13 protein-coding genes are annotated in these 19966 nt (G+C 49.9%); 10 read left to right on the top strand and 3 right to left on the bottom strand.

Annotated elements, in window-relative coordinates:
• Positions 1–4 precede the first annotated feature (4 nt).
• Both putA and BGK46_RS01875 read right to left on the bottom strand, forming a co-directional pair.
• A complete protein-coding gene (putA, locus tag BGK46_RS01880; RefSeq protein WP_069586779.1) occupies positions 5–3118 on the bottom strand; it encodes a bifunctional proline dehydrogenase/L-glutamate gamma-semialdehyde dehydrogenase PutA in 3114 nt (1037 codons plus the stop codon).
• A 232-nt stretch (positions 3119–3350) separates the two neighbouring features.
• Entirely contained in the window at positions 3351–4124 is a 774-nt protein-coding gene (locus tag BGK46_RS01875) for a helix-turn-helix transcriptional regulator (protein ID WP_069586778.1), read from the bottom strand.
• A 540-nt stretch (positions 4125–4664) separates the two neighbouring features.
• On the opposite strand from BGK46_RS01875, the gene BGK46_RS01870 reads away from it, so the two are divergent.
• On the top strand, positions 4665–6509 hold the full coding sequence (locus tag BGK46_RS01870) for an SUMF1/EgtB/PvdO family nonheme iron enzyme (RefSeq protein ID WP_069586777.1): 1845 nt from the start codon (positions 4665–4667) through the stop codon (positions 6507–6509).
• 577 nt (positions 6510–7086) lie between these two features.
• Positions 7087–7794: a helix-turn-helix transcriptional regulator gene (locus BGK46_RS01865; protein ID WP_139130710.1), complete on the top strand. Its 708-nt coding sequence runs from the start codon at positions 7087–7089 to the stop codon at positions 7792–7794.
• Between the two features lie 71 nt (positions 7795–7865).
• Here the strand turns inward: BGK46_RS01865 and pdxH are convergent, their stop codons facing one another.
• Positions 7866–8504, bottom strand: a complete 639-nt coding sequence (pdxH, locus tag BGK46_RS01860) for a pyridoxamine 5'-phosphate oxidase (protein ID WP_069586775.1) — start codon at positions 8502–8504, stop codon at positions 7866–7868.
• A gap of 115 nt (positions 8505–8619) precedes the next feature.
• On the opposite strand from pdxH, the gene BGK46_RS01855 reads away from it, so the two are divergent.
• From BGK46_RS01855 to BGK46_RS01820, 8 genes are all read left to right on the top strand, one after another.
• Positions 8620–10425, top strand: a complete 1806-nt coding sequence (locus BGK46_RS01855; protein WP_069586774.1) for a sensor histidine kinase — start codon at positions 8620–8622, stop codon at positions 10423–10425.
• The gene (locus tag BGK46_RS01850; protein ID WP_069586773.1) at positions 10425–11756 is read left to right on the top strand and encodes a sigma-54-dependent transcriptional regulator; all 1332 of its coding nucleotides are present in this window, start codon (positions 10425–10427) and stop codon (positions 11754–11756) included. Before BGK46_RS01855 ends, BGK46_RS01850 begins: the two co-directional genes overlap by 1 nt.
• A gap of 121 nt (positions 11757–11877) precedes the next feature.
• A complete protein-coding gene (locus BGK46_RS01845) occupies positions 11878–13278 on the top strand; it encodes an HlyD family type I secretion periplasmic adaptor subunit (RefSeq protein ID WP_069586772.1) in 1401 nt (466 codons plus the stop codon).
• Positions 13279–13291: 13 nt separating this feature from the next.
• Positions 13292–14617 (top strand): TolC family outer membrane protein, encoded by a 1326-nt coding sequence (locus BGK46_RS01840; protein WP_425589398.1) that lies wholly within the window; start codon positions 13292–13294, stop codon positions 14615–14617.
• Complete coding sequence (locus BGK46_RS01835; protein WP_069586771.1) at positions 14614–15222, top strand: OmpA family protein; 609 nt, start codon at positions 14614–14616, stop codon at positions 15220–15222. The genes BGK46_RS01840 and BGK46_RS01835 overlap by 4 nt, the downstream gene beginning before the upstream one ends.
• Before the next feature lie 19 nt (positions 15223–15241).
• The gene (locus BGK46_RS01830; RefSeq protein WP_069586770.1) at positions 15242–15907 is read left to right on the top strand and encodes a transglutaminase-like cysteine peptidase; all 666 of its coding nucleotides are present in this window, start codon (positions 15242–15244) and stop codon (positions 15905–15907) included.
• A gap of 6 nt (positions 15908–15913) precedes the next feature.
• Entirely contained in the window at positions 15914–17848 is a 1935-nt protein-coding gene (locus tag BGK46_RS01825; protein ID WP_069586769.1) for a bifunctional diguanylate cyclase/phosphodiesterase, read from the top strand.
• Positions 17841–19958, top strand: a complete 2118-nt coding sequence (locus tag BGK46_RS01820) for a type I secretion system permease/ATPase (RefSeq protein WP_069586768.1) — start codon at positions 17841–17843, stop codon at positions 19956–19958. Before BGK46_RS01825 ends, BGK46_RS01820 begins: the two co-directional genes overlap by 8 nt.
• Positions 19959–19966: the final 8 nt, after the last annotated feature.

Raw genomic sequence — 19966 nt, 5'->3', positions numbered from 1 at the left:
CGACTTATTGGGCATTCACCGACGCTTGAGTGAAGCGATACAAATAATGCGGGCCACCGGCTTTCGGGCCAGTGCCTGATAAACCACGACCGCCGAATGGCTGAACACCAACCACAGCTCCAACTTGGTCTCGGTTGACGTAACAGTTGCCAACACGTGCACGGTGTTCAATATGCGCACAGGTGGTTTCATTGCGGCTATGTACGCCCATCGTCAGGCCAAAGCCCGTACGGTTAATGTCATCAATCACCTTGTCCAACTCTTCAGCGCGATAGCGCACAATGTGAAGAATGGGACCAAAGTGCTCTTCACTGAGCTGATCGATGCTCCGGATCTCAAAGGCCGTTGGCGGCACAAAAGTTCCTTGGTCACACTCAGGAGAGAGCGCAACTTGCGTGACTAACTTGCCACTGCGTTTCATTTGTTCGATATGCGCGAATAACTTGTCTTTCGCAGTCTGATCAATGACTGGACCAACATCCGTCGACAGCAATTCTGGGCGTCCAACAGACAGTTCAGCCATTGCGCCTTTGATCAAGCTAATCACGCGATCGGCGATATCTTCTTGGATATAAAGCACGCGAAGTGCCGAACAACGCTGACCCGCCGACGCAAATGCTGAACGCAATACATCACGAACGACTTGCTCGGGTAAGGCGGTGCTGTCGACGATCATGGCATTTTGACCGCCGGTTTCTGCCACCACAGGCACAGGGTCGGCATCTCGCTCTGCCAAGGTACGCGTAATACGCTGCGCCGTAGGCGTCGAGCCCGTAAAGGCCACACCCGCGATACGCGCATCTTGCGTCAAGGGGGCGCCCACCACAGGTCCACTACCCGGCAAGAGTTGAATAACGCCCGCAGGGATCCCGGTTTCAAGCAACAACTCGATAGCGCGGTAAGCAATGATCGAGGTTTGCTCCGCAGGCTTAGCAACCACTGTATTTCCTGCAACCAGAGCGGCACTCACTTGCCCCAAGAAAATCGCCAATGGGAAGTTCCATGGGCTGATACAGGTGAAGACACCGCGTCCGTGATAACTCACCGATTGTTGGGTACCATCAAAGCCTTGGTAACTAAACGGAGCCGCCTGGAGTTCCATCGCTTGCTGCGGGTAGTAACGCAAGAAGTCAACCGCCTCGCGCACTTCATCGATACTATCGTGAATAGTCTTCCCTGCTTCTCGGTGACATATAGCCACCAACTCACCTAAATTCGCTTCCAGTTTATCAGCAAGGTCAAGTAAGTACTTACCACGCTCGCTTACATCGGTTTTTTGCCATTCAGGGAAAGCGTTCGCCGCATTATCCAGCGCTTGGTTAACCTGTTCAGCCGTAGCCCAATCCACACGCCCGACCACTTCATTGCGATCATAAGGAGCATGCACAACGTGGCTATCACCTGATGGTCGTTCGCCATTCACAATCGGACCGGCTTGCCATTGGTAATCTCCCATAAAGGGCGCAACGCTATCGGTGAATGGTTGCCATTCAGATGCAATGTCCGTCGCAACGCCTTGGGAGTTTTGACGGGTCGGTCCGAAAATCTCACTCGGCAGCGGAATGCGATCATTGTGCAACGTCGCATGCCCTCGCAAGATATCGACAGGGCTGGCAATCAGATCCTCGATAGGGCAACGGGCATCGACGAGACGGTGAACGAAAGAGCTGTTGGCACCGTTTTCTAGCAGACGGCGGACAAGATAGGGCAGCAAGTCTTTGTGGCTTCCCACTGGTGCATAAATGCGCACATCACTATTAAATAAGCCTTTGGCATGGTTATACAAGGCGTCACCCATGCCATGCAGGCGTTGGAATTCAAAATCCTGATGGGTCGCCATCGCCGCGATCGCTGCGATAGTATGCGCATTATGACTGGCAAACTGGGGATAGATGAGGCCACGCACATGATCGCTCAGTAAGAAACGCGCACACGCCAAATAGGACACATCGGTAGCTTCTTTACGGGTAAATACCGGATAGCCATGATGGCCGGTTTGCTGACACAGTTTGATTTCACTGTCCCAATACGCACCTTTCACCAATCGCATTGGGATCAAATCACCTTGTTCTTTAGCGAGCGCCGCTAGCCAAGTGATAACAGGTAACGCACGCTTAGAATAAGCTTGCACGACGAGACCAAACTTGCCCCACCCTTTAACGGCATCGTCACGATAAAGTTTTTCAAACAAAGCCAGAGACAGCTCGAGACGATCGGCTTCTTCGGCATCGATGGTGATGGCGACATCTTTTTCTCGTGCACGTTTAAGCAAGACCAATACCGTCTCAAACATTTCTGTCATCACACGATCTTGATTCGCGACTTCATAACGCGGATGTAGTGCAGAAAGCTTGATAGAGACTGACGGCGACGGTCCTGAGTAGCTTGATTTTGCTGCGCCAACCGCATCAATGGCCTGTAAATAATCATTGAGATACTTGCGCGCATCGTCGGCCGTTAGGGCCGCTTCTCCCAACATATCAAAGGAATAGGTAAAGCCTTGGCTACGCGGCGTCTCACCGTTTTTTAACGCCTCGTCGATATCACGGCCCAACACAAATTGGTGACCCATGATTTTCATCGCTTGATGCATCGCTTGACGAATCACAGGCTCAGAGAGCTTATTCACTAAACGATTGATCACAGACGCAGGTTTTCCTTCGGTGCTCTCATCCAAAGTGACCACTTTGCCCGTTAACATCAGCCCCCACGTTGAGGCATTCACGAATAGCGAGTCAGAATGACGCAAGTGTGCTTTCCAATCGGCAACGCTAAGTTTGTCACGGATGAGTGCATCGGCGGTATGCGCGTCAGGAATGCGCATCAGTGCTTCTGCTAGACACATCAGCAAAATGCCCTCGCGTGTGTCCAAGCTGTATTCCAGCAACAACGCATCAATCATTTGCACGGCTTTCTTATCCGCACGGACTTGCTCAATGAGCTTGGTCGCCTGGCGGCGTGTTTGTTCACGCTCTGTCTCTGACGGCTCAGCAAGAGGGAGCAATTGGGTTAGCCATTCACTTTCATCAACACAGTAAAGTGGCGATATTTCAGACCAAATCTGCGCTAGCGGACGCTCGATAAACGATGGCTGCATAGCATCGATGGCTTTAAACATAGTGGTATCCTCACTCACGTCCTTCCCAACTCGGGCAGGAAAATGTTACGTCATTGTTACTTGGCGATCGATTCTATGCGGGGTCTATCGTCAGGGTCTTACAAAAAGCTCCGGCATTATTGCAAAATCCTCCGGTAATTAACAAATAAAGCTGTCGATCGCCATGCCTCCATAACAAATAGGACGCATGGCGACGATAAAAATAGGCACGAGATCGCGTTGTGAACAAACGCTAAGGAGTCAACTTAAACTTTGCGGGCGAGACACCAAAATAACGTGAAAACGCGTTGGTAAATCCGCTCTGACTAGAGAAACCGCAACTATCGGCGATTTGTGCCATCGTCAAATCACTTTCTTTAATCAGTTGCTTTGCCAACGCGAACCGCTTTTCCAACACATATTGATGGGGAGTCATCCCGACTTGTTCTTTAAACAGTTGATGGAATTGGCTTTCTGCAAGAAAAACACTACCAGCCAGCTGGGCGACGGTAATCTTGCGACTCATATGTTGGTGAATATAGCGGTCGATGATATCCATGTTGAGCCGATGACCGTCTCGTCGTGGTGAAATGTGGTCACGAAAATGGCGGTGCAACACACACATCAGGGTGTCGGCACACGCTCGACTGAGCAATAAATCGGTTGGATTGGCTATCATTTCTGCCGTTAACGCTTTAATTAAGGTCTGAGCCTGAGTGTCGAGCTGAAAATACGCATCACGTTCAAAAAGACGAGCGATGTTGTCATGCATCGACGCATGCCCAACCCATTCTTGATACGGTAGGTTAATTACCAGTATTTCATTGCGTCCCACACCGGTAAAGGCATGCTCTTCGGATTCTGTTACCAAGCACCCCTGTCCCGGGCCAACGAGGCTTCCTCGCCCACCGACATCAAATTCCGTTTGTCCTTGCAGCCCTATCACCACTTGTTTGTAATCATGGCTATGGTGCAATTGCTGGCTGGGTAACGCTATCACTTCAGACACTTTCGGCGTCTTTGCCATTGACCGTCACTATCACCGTTAACCTATGTCGCATTATTTTGTCACGATTATCAGTAGCACGCGATCATCATCTTTTGGAACTATGATCAAGAACCTCTATTTTTACGGCCGATGTCATTTGGACTAAAAAAATGCGGAAGATCCCTCATTTTTGATTAATAGATCAGCGTAGAAGAACAAAAAAGACAACAAAATAATGACAGTGTCAGCTGCTAAGCTACTGTCTATAAAGCGGTTAAAGGCGATGCGATGAGAAACCTCTCTGCTTGATCATCGTTTCGAGGCGATCAATGGCGATCTTGGCCTTGATCATGGTTCCGTCACACGCGTCGTCACACAATCTTATTTGAAGCGCGGCGGCGCTTAAGGTAATCTCGCGTGGATATTAAAAACAATGAACACAGTTGCACCGATCACGTCGCAGAATGCTGACTGCCGTCAAATAATTAACACGGTTTGCGTGGCAACACTGGTTTCCGTGATAGTCTACTTTTTGGACATAGGTATTATTATTGCGACACATGCGTAAGCAAGGGAACTATGACAACGAAATACATAAAGGCGCTATGTTTAGCGCTCCCTCCCCTACTGCTAACCGAGTTGGCGTTCGCTGAAAACGCGTCTTCCGCGGATAACATCGATCCGGTCAGTGAGTTGGTTGAGAAACTTCGCGCAAAAGAAGATGTGCTGGAGTCTCAAAACGATGAGCTGGCCCTGCAGCAGGCGAAGCTTGATGACCTTTTAGTTAAACGCGCCACGTTAGATGACGAGCTAAGTCAGCTTCAACGCGAGCGTAGTGAGGCTAAAGCCCAGCTGGACGCCAAGTTTCAAGACTTGATTGCTGACCCAAGTACCGACATCGGTCCTTATCAGCAAGCGTACCAACAAGCTTGGCAAAAGGTTAATAACCATCAACAAGAACAAGCTGCGAACGAATCAGCGATTATCGAGCAGAAAAAGTTGCTCGCGCAGCAAGAACGCCAGCAGGCTTTATTAGCCACCACGCTGGAAAACCTGCACGAGGCCATGCGTGAAGCCCGCGCTGAACGCTTGCGTAAAGAGTTGACGCAGAAAGACACCATTGAGGTTGTCCACAGTGTCACCTGTGCGCCCAATATGACGCTTGCCGCTTGTGCGAATCAAGGTAAGACCTTGACAATGCAACAAGCCATTCGCGAATTCCGTGGCCAAGTCACCGACTTTGTCACCGAATCGGCGGCGGTGAAGCAAAACATCGATAAAGTTGCTTTCAACATTCACGTCACTAACAGTGAAGTGGTTGATGCAGGCTTTACCGGTGGCACCGACTACACCACCCGTATTAAAGCGGAACTCGTCAGTCGCCCGGGTAAAACAGCAGCCTGTCGCTTGTTAGATCTGGAAGATCGCTACTGTGTTGAAACCACACAAGCGCAGCAACAAGCTAAGCATAAGCAACAAGCAAAACGCTGGGTCAATGTCACTGTTCGCTCTAACCGTTATGACGACAGTGTTAAGATTAACGACGTGTCTTATGGCAGCACACCTGTTGAGCTGATGCTTCCTGTTGGCACCCATGAACTGACGGTCAGCAAGCCTGGATTTATGCCTTATAGCCGCGAGGTTTATCTTGGCAAAGATCAGGTCGTATGGGCCAAGCTCGAAGAGCAACCCAACCGTCCACCTAGCCCGGGAAAAAAGTTTACTGACCCTGTGTCAAATAACCTTGAAGCCCCGCAAATGGTGGTTATTGGCGCAGGTGAATACAAAGTCGGCCCAGACGCACGAGAAAACGTTGCGGTACGCCACTCGTTCGCGATTGGCTCGACGCCTGTCACCGTGGCGCAGTTTGATGCTTTTGTGAATGCGACCGGTTATGTCACCGCTGCAGAACAAGGTAATGGTTGTAATATGTTGGTTAATGGTGAGATCAGCCAAAGCTTGGAATCCGACTGGCGTCAGCCTGGTTTTGACCAAGCCGCAGATTCACCCGTTGTTTGTGTGAACAAGAAAGATGCCAATGCTTATACCAAATGGCTCAGCCAACAGACCGGCCATAACTACGCACTGCCGAACGATGTGCAGTGGGAAGTGGCGGCCCGTGGCGGTACAAACAGCGATTTCTGGTGGGGCAACGAAATTGGTGTCGGCAACGCCAACACAGGCTGGAGCGGTACCGTGTGGTCAAATACACGAACCTCACCGGTTAAAAGCTTCCCGCCCAACCCCTTTGGTGTCTATGACACAGCCGGAAATGTCTGGGAATGGGTAAGCAGTGAAGAGCCAATTGCCCGTGGTGGTGCTTGGAACTTTTCACCGCAACGTGCTCGCGCATCAGAGCGCTTGGACGTCGGCGAAAACATGAGTGCTAATTACCTTGGTTTCCGCGTGATCAGAAAAATCTAGTCTGACAAGCGATAGTATCTAAGTCCCTTAAAGCCGCTTTCTCAAGCGGCTTTTTTTCTGCTTACTTTATCGGTAAGCATCATCCGCACGGTACGACTTGCCGACGTACCACGACTGTCCATAACCCAGCCGAATCAACAGCAGAATAATACACTGGTTAAGAAAGCGTTTATCAGTTACTTACACTTTGCAGCATAGATTGATCTTAACCACAATCTTTAAGTAAAGTCACTTTATCTTGTGTCAATGGGTCAAATCCCCCCTACCCAACGTCTAGGGTTCTGGATATAGTGGCAAGCGTAAACAGTATTTGTCCCGATAAATGCTTTTACGTAAATCCTAACACTGTTAGGTGCAGTCAACGATAACTAGGGCGGTCAACAACCCTCATGACTCGTTCGGTTATTTAGACAACCTCTTCTACACGTCGTACAGGATACAGCCCGAAAGGGCGACTCTTGTCTTTGCCGGCTTTATGCCGGCATTTTTTTGTGCTCAAATAAGCCTGCCTGTTTTTTTATGTTCAAACGGACAATGGCGTCCAATAATAATAACATTCGATCGTGTAGGCCTTATGATGCAACCGGTTTCCATGCTGCCTCCCTCTCTCTCAATGCTTGAACAGCTGCCAGGATGCTGGGGATGCAAAGATAAAAACTCCGTGTTTGTTTACGCAAATAGTGAATACTGCCGACTCGTGGGACTCAAGCACCCTCAAGAGTGTATTGGTAAAACGGATCACGACATGCCCTGCCCAACTATCGCCTGTGCCGATCAATTCCAGGCGCAAGACAAACAAGTGATGGAAACAGGCAAACGTCTAAGGGTATTAGATATTCATCCTTACGCAAACGGCCGATGGTACGCCCATCTTTTTACCAAAACGCCTTGGTACGATGAAGCGGGGAATATCTGTGGCGTCGTTTTTTGTGGCCAAGAGTTGAGTGACACGGCGATCTTGGAAGTCGGACACTGGATATGCCGCGCAGTGACACATCCAGAGGATCATCCGCTCGACGCACCATCACATCGTCCCGACATCCATTTAACCGCGCGAGAGTCTGAAGTGCTATTTCTGCATCTGTATGGCAAAAAGCCGCAATTAATTGCGCAAACTTTAGGGGTATCGGTAAAGACGATTGAAAACCACTTTGCACACCTGCGAGAAAAGTTTGGTGTAGAGTCCAAGGCAGCTTTAATTGAACGGGCGTTGGCGTTGGGGTTCGGCTCTGCGATCCCAGAGCGGTTGCTCACTAAGCAAGTATCTGTGGTATTGCGAGATTAACGTACTGAGAATAGAGAAAGTGCTACACAAAGCAGCACTTTTCATTGCTTACATTGGCTAAGAGATAGGGCCTAAGGCGCAAGGCGTTCAACATCCCATTGATCGTCATCGTCGCGCTGGTATAAGAAGCGGTCGTGCAGCCGATGCTCTCCGCCTTGCCAGAATTCAATGCTTTTTGGTTTCACACGATAGCCACCCCAGAATGTGGGCACTGGCACTTCACCTTTTGCGAATTGCTGTTTTAGCTCCATAAATTTACCTTCAAGGGCGGAGCGCGCTGTCAGACGCTCGCTTTGCTTACTCGCCCATGCAGCGATCTGGCTTTCCTTGGGACGAGAGGTAAAGTATTTAAACACCTCTTTTTTAGTCAATGGCTCAGCGTCGCCGGTAATATGTACTTGGCGCTCAATAAAATGCCAAGGAAAATGTAAGCTAATTTGGCTATTGTTCTTTAAATGCAAGGCCTTACGACTGCCTAGATTGGTGTAAAACACGAACCCATCGTCACTGTAGTCTTTCAACAGCACAATACGTTGGTAAGGCTGACCGTTTTCATCCACTGTAGCGATCGTCATCGCGGTAGGGTCAGGAACTTTTGTTTCTATGGCCTGTTTGAGCCAATGTTCAAATAATTGTAGTGGGCTATCAGGCAAATCATTGCGGCGTAGACCGCCTCGCGTATATTCTCTTCGAATGTCAGACAGATCCATTGCATTCTCCAATTCATTCATTTTTCGTTATTTTGCGCAGGTTGCGCCAGATAGACAAGGATATTCTCGGGTACGGTATTAAACCGACTCCGATCAATGGCCAAGGAGCAAGACGGTGAAAAAGTCGCAATTTGTGTTGTCGGCGACCCTACTCGGCACGGTCTTATCCGTGATCGTTGGCATTGTCACCTTCAACGAAACCAAGTTTCAGTTAATGGCGCAAATGCGCGAGGATGTTCGACAACTCGAAGATAAGCTGTCTGCCGAGCTGGATCGATACAGTGAGCTACCCGCCGTCCTCGCCACCGATCCACGCTTAGTCACCTTATTAGCTGATTCGGCGCCAAAACAGCAAGTTGTAGAGATCAATCGTTTATTAGTTCGGTGGGCCTCGCGTCTTGAAGCCGACACCGTCTACCTGTTGAACAGACAAGGGACCACGATGGCGGCCAGTAATTGGCAGAGCCAAGCCTCTTTTGTGGGTCAAAACTATGCGTACAGACCCTATTACCAACAAGCGATAAAAGGGGGAAAAGGCGCTTATTATGCCTTGGGCAGTCGTTCAGGAAAGCGCGGTTATTATTTTTCCTATCCCGTCCGTGACTCAAATCAACAGGGTTTACTGGGAGTGCTCGTCATCAAGGTTGACCTGTCGATTATCGAACAAGTATGGAAATATCAAACCTTTGACTACCTATTGACCGATCCGCAAGGGGTTATTTTTTACAGCTCTAACCCAGACTGGGTGTACCAAACACTCACTACCTTGCCCACGCCTCAAAAGCAAAGTATTCAACGCTCGAGGCGTTATGGCGACACCCCGCTTATCCCGCTGAGCCAGTTTCAGCATCCTCGCCAGTTAGGAGATAACGCGGTGGTTTCCCTCGGGCTAGATGCCTCTGCACGTCAGCCAATGCTGATGACCACACACACCATCAGCCAAGCAGATTGGCAGCTCTATGGACTCACGCCGATCAGCACCCTTTACCCTTATGTTTTTCAGGCAGTCATACTATTCATCACGTTTTATTTCTTGGTCACTGTGATTGTCTTAGCATGGTGGCAGCGTCTTGCTGCTCAGCGCCAGCTTGCACGATTAAACCAGAATCTTGAACGTAAAGTCGCACGCCGTACACAATCTTTGCAAGCGTCCAACCTGCAATTGCGTGACACCCTTCATCAATACGAGCGCACGCAACAAGTGCTCAAACAAACACAATCAGAATTGGTACAAGCCGCCAAAATGGCGACCCTTGGAGAGATGTCTGCAGGGATCAACCATGAAATCAATCAACCACTTGCGGCCATGCGCACCTACACAGAAAACAGTCAGCGCTTACTGGCCAAAGCACGCTATCAAGACGTGGAAGCTAATTTGGCGAAAACGCTCGAATTGATTCAAATGATCAGTGACATTGTGGCGCGTTTTAAGATCTTCGCAAAAAAATCACAAACCCGAACAGGTACCCTCGATGTCGTGCCATTACTTCATGCCGCTGTCTCGTTGACCAAAAGCCGCTGGCTTCGTCAAGGCATCACGGTACAGCTTCCCTCACACTCAAGCCCTCTTTATGTTATCGCTGATGCCATTTTGCTTGAGCAAGTATTAGTCAACTTGCTCACCAACGCGATTGATGCTGTATCGAGTACTCCCGACCCTTGCATTCGGTTTGAGACTCAACACGATGCAAGCCGCCTTGAACTGCGTGTGATAGACAATGGTAAAGGCATGGATAGTGAAGCACTGGCACAGGTTTTTACGCCCTTTTTTACCACTAAAGAAACGGGACTCGGGCTTGGGCTGACGATTTCGACGCGGATCATCGAGAGCCTACATGGTCAACTTATCGCTAACACCAACCCAACAGGCGGAACCATCATGATCATTCGTCTGCCCGTTCCGACTAAGGAGAGTGAATAATGGAGCCGACAGTGATTGTGGTCGATGATGAGCCTGCAGTCCGCGATGCGATAACGCAGACACTGCGCCTTGATGACTGGCAGGTCAACGCGTTTGCGACCGCACAAGAGGCATTAGCGGCCCTGACCACCGACTTCTCAGGCGTTATCATCGCCGATATTAATATGCCCGTCATGGACGGTATGCAGCTATTGCAAGCGATATTAGCGCTCGATGGTGAGATGCAAGTGATCATGCTTACCGGCCACGGTGATATTTCTACCGCGGTCGAAGCCATGCGGCTGGGAGCGTACGATTTTATCGAAAAACCTTTTTCAAACGACCATTTTTTGGACGTGTTAAAACGCGCGTATGACAAGCGTGCTCTGGTGCTCGAAAACCGCGAACTTCGCAAGGAGCTTGCAGCGCAAAGTGGCCCCGGGCCGCGCATTTTAGGCAACCATCCGCAAGTGAAATCCGCCCGTCGTCAGCTGGGCTACTATCAGCAAACAGACGATGACGTGTTACTAGTCGGAGAAAAAGGCACCGGGAAAGAGCTGGCTGCTCGCTTTATTCACGACCATGGCAAATGGCAAAACACGCCCTTGATTACCCTCAAATGCCGCTTACTGCCTACCCATTTGCTGGAGCAAACGTTATTTGGCGGCGAGTTGCCTCACTGGGCTAACAAAGCTGGAAAATTGCATGCTGCAAACGGTGGCTGTTTGTTAATTGACGGCATCGAGGCGCTACCGATCCCTCTTCAGCAACGGTTATATCGCTATATTCAGTTGCGTGATAATCCTGAGCATCCCCAAACCAGCCAGGTTCGCCTTATTGTCACATCACGGTTTGATTTGGCCGAGCGGGTACAACGTGAGCAATTCGATCCCGCATTATGTCAACATTTCCTGACTGACCACGTTTTGATGCCGCCATTGCGTGACCGCTGTGATGACATTATCCCGCTATTTCAGAACTTTACTCGAACCATTGCGTCACGCTATGGCATCGAAGCCCCAACATTGTCTTCACCACAACAACAACGTTTATGCGCACACAGCTGGCCGGGCAATGTGCGAGAGCTTCGCGCTTACGCCGAGCGATTGGTCCTACTTGGCGAAGATAGGCTAGACAACGCAGCGCCTTCCGCGACCACAGAGTCTAAATTGCCCACACTGACTGACCGTGTCAGTCAATTCGAGTTTGAGATCCTTAGCGATGCATTGCGACGACATGGTGGTCGACTAAAAGACGTACAACAAGAATTGGGCCTCGCGAGAAAGACCCTTTACGACAAAATGCGCAAACACCAGTTAGATAAAGAAAATTTCAAACGTAACCAACATTAGCGGTTCCTTCGTATCATCGTCGCGCAGTGATACATAACTTCGCATAAAAACCAACAAATAAAGTAAAAAATCAGCAGCATAGACTAGACTTTTAAGAGCGGTTTCTAACATGGGGAGAGACATGGCTTGGCGCGATAAGTCTCATGCAGTATTGCCCAGAGACGAGCATCTCGATTACATCGATGATAAAACAGCGGCTTTGCTCTTAAACGCGCCAAAAAGTGCGCGTATCTTGTTGTGGACAATCGCTTTGTTTCTGATCGCAGCCGCCATCTGGGCTTCCCAAGCGCAACTCGATAAAGTGACGGTCGGGCAAGGAAAAGTGATCCCCTCCTCGCAACTGCAAGTGGTGCAAAACCTTGAAGGCGGGCTGGTTAAAGAGCTGTTGGTCAAAGAAGGCGATACGGTCGTCCGTGGCCAACGTTTAATCCTTATCGACGACACCCTGTTCCGGTCGGATTTTCGAGAGCGTGAGCAGGAACTCAATGGCTTGCGCGCCGATGAAATCCGCATTCGCGCATTGCTCGAGTCAGTACAAATTAATGACACCGCTGCAATGGAAGAGTGGCGTGACAGCATCATTCTCAATCGTCAACCGCTCCAAGTCCCCAGCGATTTGGCCGCAGCGCGTCCGGGGCTCGTGAACCAAGCACAAGCCAGTTATCAAGAGCAGCTATCAAACATTCAAAATCAGCTGTACGTGACGGCACAAAAAATTCGCCAAAAAGAGCAAGAACTGATCGAGCTCGAGTCACGCATCGACAACCTCGAGCAAAGCTTGGCGTTCGCACAAGAAGAGCTCAACATTACTCGCCCTCTCGCCGAAGAAGGGGTGGTGCCTCAAATTGACTTAATTAAACTGCAGCGCCAACTCAACGATACCCAACGTGAACTATCCTCTGCACAGTTATCGTTGCCTTCCGTGGTGTCATCAATGCGAGAAGCGGTATTCCAGCGTTTAGATGTCGCGTTAACGTTCAGAACAGAACAACAAGAAACCCTTAACCAAGTCGAACAGCAAATTGCATCGATGACAGAGGGAAAAGTGAGCCTACAAGACAGAGTCGCACGCACCGTGGTGACCTCCCCAGTTGACGGCACCGTGAAGAAGTTACATGTCAACACCGTCGGTGGCGTGATTCAGCCGGGGATGGACATTATTGAAATTGTTCCTTCGGAAGACAACCTGCTCATTGAGGCCAAAATCGCGCCACAAGACATTGCCTTTTTGCGCCCCGGGTTGGAAGCGGTGGTGAAGTTTAGCGCCTACGATTTTACCGTGTATGGTGGCCTGAACGGTCAGTTAGAAACCATCAGTGCAGACACCATTCAAGACGAGGAAGGCAACAGTTTTTATTTGGTTAAGGTACGCACCGAGAAAAACAATATCGGTGACGCAGAAACACTGCCGATTATTCCCGGGATGACCGCGTCTGTTGACATCATTACCGGGAAGCGAAGCGTCCTTGATTATCTGATTAATCCTATTGTTAGGGCACAAAACACGGCATTACGGGAATAGGGATGACTGAAATATGATGCCAGTTTGGACACGTATGAGTGCGGCTGTAATAGCGGTACTCAGTTTGCTCCCCGCCGCCCACAGCCAGTCGTTAGAACAGGCAGTGGTGCTCACACTCGCCACCGATCCTGAATTGCGTGGCGGGTTTCACGAGCTGATGAGCTTGCATGAGCAAATGAAAAACAGTGAAGGCGACTACCTTCCCGACATCGATTTAGACGCAGGTATTGGCTATGAGCGTATCGAAAACGACTCCACCCGCGCACAAGGTGATATCGACTTTGATCGCAAAGATGCCACACTAAGCCTGCGCCAGTTGTTATGGGATGGGCAAACCTCACACAATGTGAGGCGCACACGTTATGAAGCCAACAGTCAGCGCTTTCAACTGCTCTCCGATGCGGAAGACAAGGCCCTGCAAGTCGCCGAGGTCTATCTGGATGTGCTTAAGGCAGAACAAGTGTTAGATCTCTCTGAGGCCAATATGGCCGTGCATGAACAAATCCTCTCTGATATTCGTCGCCGCGCGGAGTCTGGAATTGGGTCAACGGCTGACTTATCCCAAGTCGAAGCACGTGTCGCGCGTGCCAACGCAAATTTACTCTCGGCACAAACCAACCTCGAAGACGCCTTTACTGCGTTTTTCCGTGTCGTGGGGGAGCCAGCCAACGAGCCAATTGAACCCGTTGTCGATAACCTTGCCTTACCGCCCTCCATTGATACAGCGTTAGAGCAAGCCGTCAGCCGCAGCCCATTGTTAAAACTGGCACGCTACGACATTGAGGCAGCGCGCGCTCAATACGAGCAGTTTAAAGGCAATCATCTGCCTAATGTTAGTTTGGAAGTCAGTCAAACGTGGGCTGATCAAGTCAGTGGCGTGAACGATACCAGTGATGAATTTAGCGCGATGGTGCGCTTTCGCTATAACCTTTTTAATGGAGGGAGCGATCAGGCCACCATTCGCAGAGGCGCATACGAGCTGAATCGCGCACGAGACATCTTTGACAATGCCTATCGGCAATTGGAAGAAAGTACGCGCTTAGCGTGGAGTGCTTACCAGCTAACCACCCAACAAAAAGTGTTTCTCCAACAACAAGTAGATGCAGCGTCAGACACAGTGCTGGCCTATGAAAAACAGTTTCGTATTGGCCGACGCACTTTATTGGACTTACTCAACACAGAAAACGAGTTGTTCGAAGCACGTCGCGCTTACCTTGACGCGAATTTTGATCATCTCTTGGCGCAATACCGACTGTTGAATAATACCGGCAATCTGTTGAATGCGCTGCGAGTGACAATACCTGCCGAATGGCAAGTCAACGCGGAGGACCACAAATGATGAGAGTCCTATTTTACGCTGTGTGTATCAGCCTCCTCAATGGCTGTGGTTATGCCATTATGGCACCGCCGGTGGCCCTGCAAGAACACGACGTTGCCGATGCGGATAAGGATGGCGTGATCAATGCACGTGACCGCTGTGAACAAACGCCAATCGGTGCCATAGTCGATAATCAAGGGTGTCCCAGTTATGTGGAGCCTGACTCCGCCGTTCAAGCGTCAGAGACGCCAGCCACATCGTTGCGGGTGCTATTTGCCAATGATACCGCAAAAGTCAGCCCCGACTATGTCACTGATATAACAGCTATGGCAGACTTCCTTACCCAGTACCCCGGCGTGTCAGTACGTTTAACCGGTCATGCCAGTGCCATTGGCTCGACCGAGTATAATTTACGCTTATCGCGAGAGCGGGCACGTGCGGTTAGGGCCGAGCTCGTCAGCGCCGGCATTGTTCCAAGCCGCATTGAGATTGATGCGCTGGGGGAAGCGAATGCCACGCACACCGATCCTAACGCGCCACAAGACCGGCGCGTGAGTGCAGAGCTGTTGAACTTTAAAGGAGATGTAGAGAAAGCGTGGACAATCTTCACTCGCCGGCCCCAGTAGTACAGCGAGCCGTATGTCTATGAAGCGATGGGGCGTCGCCATATTGGCCATTTTGCTGTCGATGAGTGTCGGCGGCTTGACCACCACTGAATCGCGTTGGATCCAGCAGGTTTCCGCGTTTTACGGTGAGCGTGCGGGCAAACGTGTATTGGCCTGGCGCAATATGGTCGCGAATACACAGAGTCTGTCGGAGCAAGAAAAGCTGCGCCAGGTAAATGATTTTTTTAACCAATTGTATTTTGTTGATGATATCGAGCTATGGGGAAAAAAAGACTATTGGGCGACGCCCCTTGAGTTTCTCGGCACCAGCGCAGGCGATTGTGAGGATTTTAGTATCGCCAAGTATTTCTCACTGCGAGAACTCGGTGTCGATGATAAGAAGCTACGGTTGGTGTATGTCAAAGCGATTCGGTTGGATCAGTTCCATATGGTTGTCGCTTACTATCCGACACCGTCATCGGAACCTGTGCTGCTCGATAACCTCGACCCAGAAATAAAGCGCGCTTCATTGCGGCGAGATTTGCTACCTATCTACAGCTTTAATGGTAGCCGATTGTGGCTGATGAAAGAGCGAGGCCAAGGGGAGCTGGCCGGTAACTCCTCACGACTCGGACTATGGAATGACTTACGTAACCGCGTCGACACGTTAAAAATGCAAAAACCCGTTAAACTTTTTGATAGGTAACGACCTATGACGTTATTCAACCAAATATTCACCTGGATGCTGGTCATTTTCTTCTTCTTGGTGTTGTCTGTGTTCGGTATCGAGCTCAACACCACGCGCAACTTTTTGCTCAACCAGCAAACCGCAGATGTGAACAATACCGTGAACTCGATGGGCTTGGCCCTCGCCCCTTACTTGGAATCAGACGATAAGGTGGCGGCCGAGTCTGTGATCAATGCGTTTTTTGACGGTGGCTTTTACCGTGAAGTCAACCTCACCCTGTTGTCTGATAACAGTGAAATCGTGCGCGAATATCCAGTTAAAATCCAAGGTGTTCCGCAATGGTTTATCAACCTCGATATTTTCCCAGTGATCACGGAAAAGCAAACCATTACCAGTGGCTGGATGCAATTGGCAGAAGTAGAGGTCGTGGCCCATCCCGGCTATGCCTACAAACAATTGTGGAAGTCGTTTGTACAATTGGGGTCGAGTATGGCGGTCATTTTTCTGATCGCATCGGTCGTGATCGGCTGGCAATTGCGCCGCTCTCTCAAGCCCTTAGCCCGTATCACCGCAAAAGCAGGCGAGATTGCTAAAAACCGATTTGGCGACCCTATTCCGCTTCCCCCGACCATTGAATTAAAAACCGTGGTCAGGGCCATCAATGTCATGACCGAACAGCTGAAAAGCTATTTTGAGCAACAAGCCAAAGAAGCCGACCGATTACGCAAAACCGCTTATCGCGATGCCGTTTCTGGGCTCGGCAACCGCAGCTTTTACGTCGGCCAACTTAAATCTTGGCTCACCGAATCGGGCGTTGGCGGGATGGCACTGATTAAGGTTGATCTGATCAGTGAAGCGTACAAAAAACAAGGGTTCGAAGCGGGTGATAACTTGGTGGAACGTTTTGCCAATAATCTCACCCACACCATTATTACCGATGACAGCATGACAGCGGCCCGTTTGAGCAAGGACGAGTTTGTGATCTTAGCTCCCAATACCGACGCTGATGATCTGCGACTACTCGGTGAAAGTGTGCTGGCAATGGTAGTCGATATGCAAGCCGATCCCATGGGGCTTACGCCGCCGAAAGTGGCTGTCGGTTTAGCCGTGAATGGTGGAGGGAATCGTGATGCCAGTATCTTGCTCTCGCAAGCCGATAATGCGCTTTCTCAAGCGCGGAATACTCCCGATCATCCAGTGGTGCTGATTGACCAGTCGATGGGCGATGCGGCGATGGGTAAACAGCAATGGAAAGCACTCCTTCATGAAGCGGTGGCGAAAGAGCTCTTTGTATTTAAGTTTCAGTCTGTCAGTGACAGCACCTCAAAACTGCTCCACCAAGAGGTCTTCTCGGCGATTGAAAAAGACGGTGAGTATTATGGCGCCGGCCACTTCTTAGGGGCAGTAGAGCAACTTCAGTTGGGTGAGACCTTAGATAAATATGTGATCACCCACATTATGAAAACCCTCGCTCAAGATAAGAGTGCCGGCCCACTCGCGGTGAACTTAACCCTAAGCAGTATCACGAATGCATCCTTTATCCGTTGGTTAGGCAGCGCCATGTACCAAAACAGAGGACTTGCCGGTCGTCTGTTGTTTGAAATCCCGGAAGTGGCGTTTGTCCGCCATGCCGACCACACCAGTCTGCTCACGGATCAAATTCGTCAGGCGGGTTTCCAATTTGGTGTGGATAACTACGGGCGTAACTTCCAGTCACTCGATTACTTGCAACGCTTCAAGCCTGATTACGTGAAAATCGATTTTGCCTATACCAATAATATCGATGACGATGCTCAGGGACATGTGTTGGCGTCGGTGTGTCGTACGGCCCATAACCTCAATATCACCACCATCGCAACACGGGTCGAAACCGAAGCACAGCTTGCTCGCCTCTCGGAGTTATTCGTGAACGGCTTCCAAGGCTATATCTTTGAGAAATCTAAGGACAGCAATGGTTAAAGATCCGCTGCTACAATCTCTCATCTATGTGTCGCGTTATTTCGGTAACGCGAACTCTCCGGACGCACTGGTGTCAGGCCTACCCATTTCCGATGGTTATCTATCGCCCTTTCTCCTTCCGCGCGCCGCCGAGCGCGCTGGTATTGTTGCCAAAGAAGAAACCATGGCCATCAAACAGGTCTCGCCGTTACTTTGCCCTGCCATTTTGTTGATGAAAGATAACGATGCGTGTGTCTTGCTAGGATTAGATTTAGCGGCAGGCCAAGCAGAAATTGTCCTGCCTCACGCGGATATGACGCCCCAGTGGGTCATGCTGGATGACCTTAATGACGCCTATGTCGGACGGCTTTTCTTACTTAAAAAGCAATTTCGATATGATGAGCGCTCTCCCAAAGCGCAAGTCAAAGATGAAGGCCATTGGTTTTGGGGCACACTTTGGCAATCTCGCCACATCTATCGCGATGTCCTGATTGCCTCGTTATTTATCAATGTGTTTGCCATTAGTGTTCCGCTATTCTCGCGGTTGGTTTACGACAAGATAGTCCCAAATCTTGCGTTTGATTCCCTCTGGGTGCTGGCCAGTGGCATTTTCGTCATTTTCGTTTTTGACCTCTTGCTCAAACTCCTGCGCAGTTACTTTATTGATATATCGGGTAAGAAAACTGACTTGCTGATCTCTTCACGTATCTACGCCAAAGTGATTGGGATTAAGATGGAAGCACGGCCGCCGTCCGTAGGCGCGTTTGCAAGGCATATGCAAGAATTTGAGTCTATCCGCGAATTCTTTACCTCTGCCTCCATTTCAACGCTCATCGACCTCCCCTTTGCGTTGATTTTTCTCTTCGTCATTTGGCTGGTCGCAGGTCCTCTGGTAATTGTGCCTCTGATTGCCGTCTCCTTGCTTATTATCCATGCAATGCTGATTCAAAAACCGCTACGGCGCACAATTGAAGAAGGCACGCGTTTATCGTCCCAAAAAAATGCCAACCTAATTGAAAGCCTCGTTGGCCTAGAAACGATTAAGATTTTTGGTGCCGAAAGCCAGTTTCAATACCGCTGGGAAGAAGCCGTGGCGCATATGGCGAATTGGAGCATCAAAACTCGACGCTTGACCGATTCCGTCCACAACTCCGCGAGCTTTGTCCAACAGTTTGTCGTGGTCAGTATGATAGTGTTTGGTGTCTATCAAATCGCGGAAGGCGCCTTGACCATGGGTGGACTGATAGCGGCCAGCATGCTCAGCTCTCGCGCAGTTGGGCCCTTGGTTCAGCTTTCTTTACTTTCAACGCGCTATCACCAAGCCAAATCTGCTTTAGATATTATCGAACAGCTCATGGACTTGCCCACGGAGCAAGTGGAGGGCAAACGCTACATTCATCGTCCGATGATGCGCGGTAAAGTCGAGCTAGATAACGTTGACTTCCATTACCCCAATGCCACCTCTCAAGCACTGCGTCGTGTCTCGTTTACCATTTATCCCGGAGAGAAAGTCGCAATCATCGGCCGAGTAGGCTCAGGGAAAACGACCATTGCACGCTTGTTGGTAGGGCTTTATCAACCCACATCAGGATCCGTGGCTTTTGACGACACCGACATTTCCCAGCTCCATTACATTGATGTGCGTCGTAATGTCGGTTTTGTTCCTCAAGAACCAACCCTCTTTTTTGGTTCGATTCGTGACAATATTACCCTTGGTCAGCCGTTGGCGGATGATATCGATATTATGGATGCAGCGACCCGTGCCGGAGTTCTCGCGTTCACCCAATACGATTCAGCCGGTTTGGAGCGTCAAGTGGGTGAAGGTGGCGCCTTGTTGTCAGGGGGTCAAAGGCAAGCTGTCGCGCTCGCTCGCGCTTTATTAGGACGTCCGCCCGTGATCATTTTAGATGAACCCACCAGTCAGATGGATAACCGTACTGAACAGTTCATTAAGACTCAGCTCAAAGACCTTCGCCGAGAGGAGACGCTAATTCTGAATACCCATAAAACCGGTATGCTCGATGTGGTCGATCGTGTCATTGTGATGGAACAAGGCAGTGTGGTTGCGGATGGGCCGAAAAAAGCGGTGTTACAAGCATTAAAAGAAGGGAAAATAAGGAAAGTCAGTTAATCAGTTTA

The sequence above is a fragment of the Salinivibrio sp. SS2 genome (assembly GCF_001722075.1).
Lineage (GTDB): Bacteria > Pseudomonadota > Gammaproteobacteria > Enterobacterales > Vibrionaceae > Salinivibrio > Salinivibrio proteolyticus.
The sequence above is the reverse complement of the archived record's forward strand: the minus strand, read 5'-3'. Positions and strand labels throughout refer to the sequence as shown.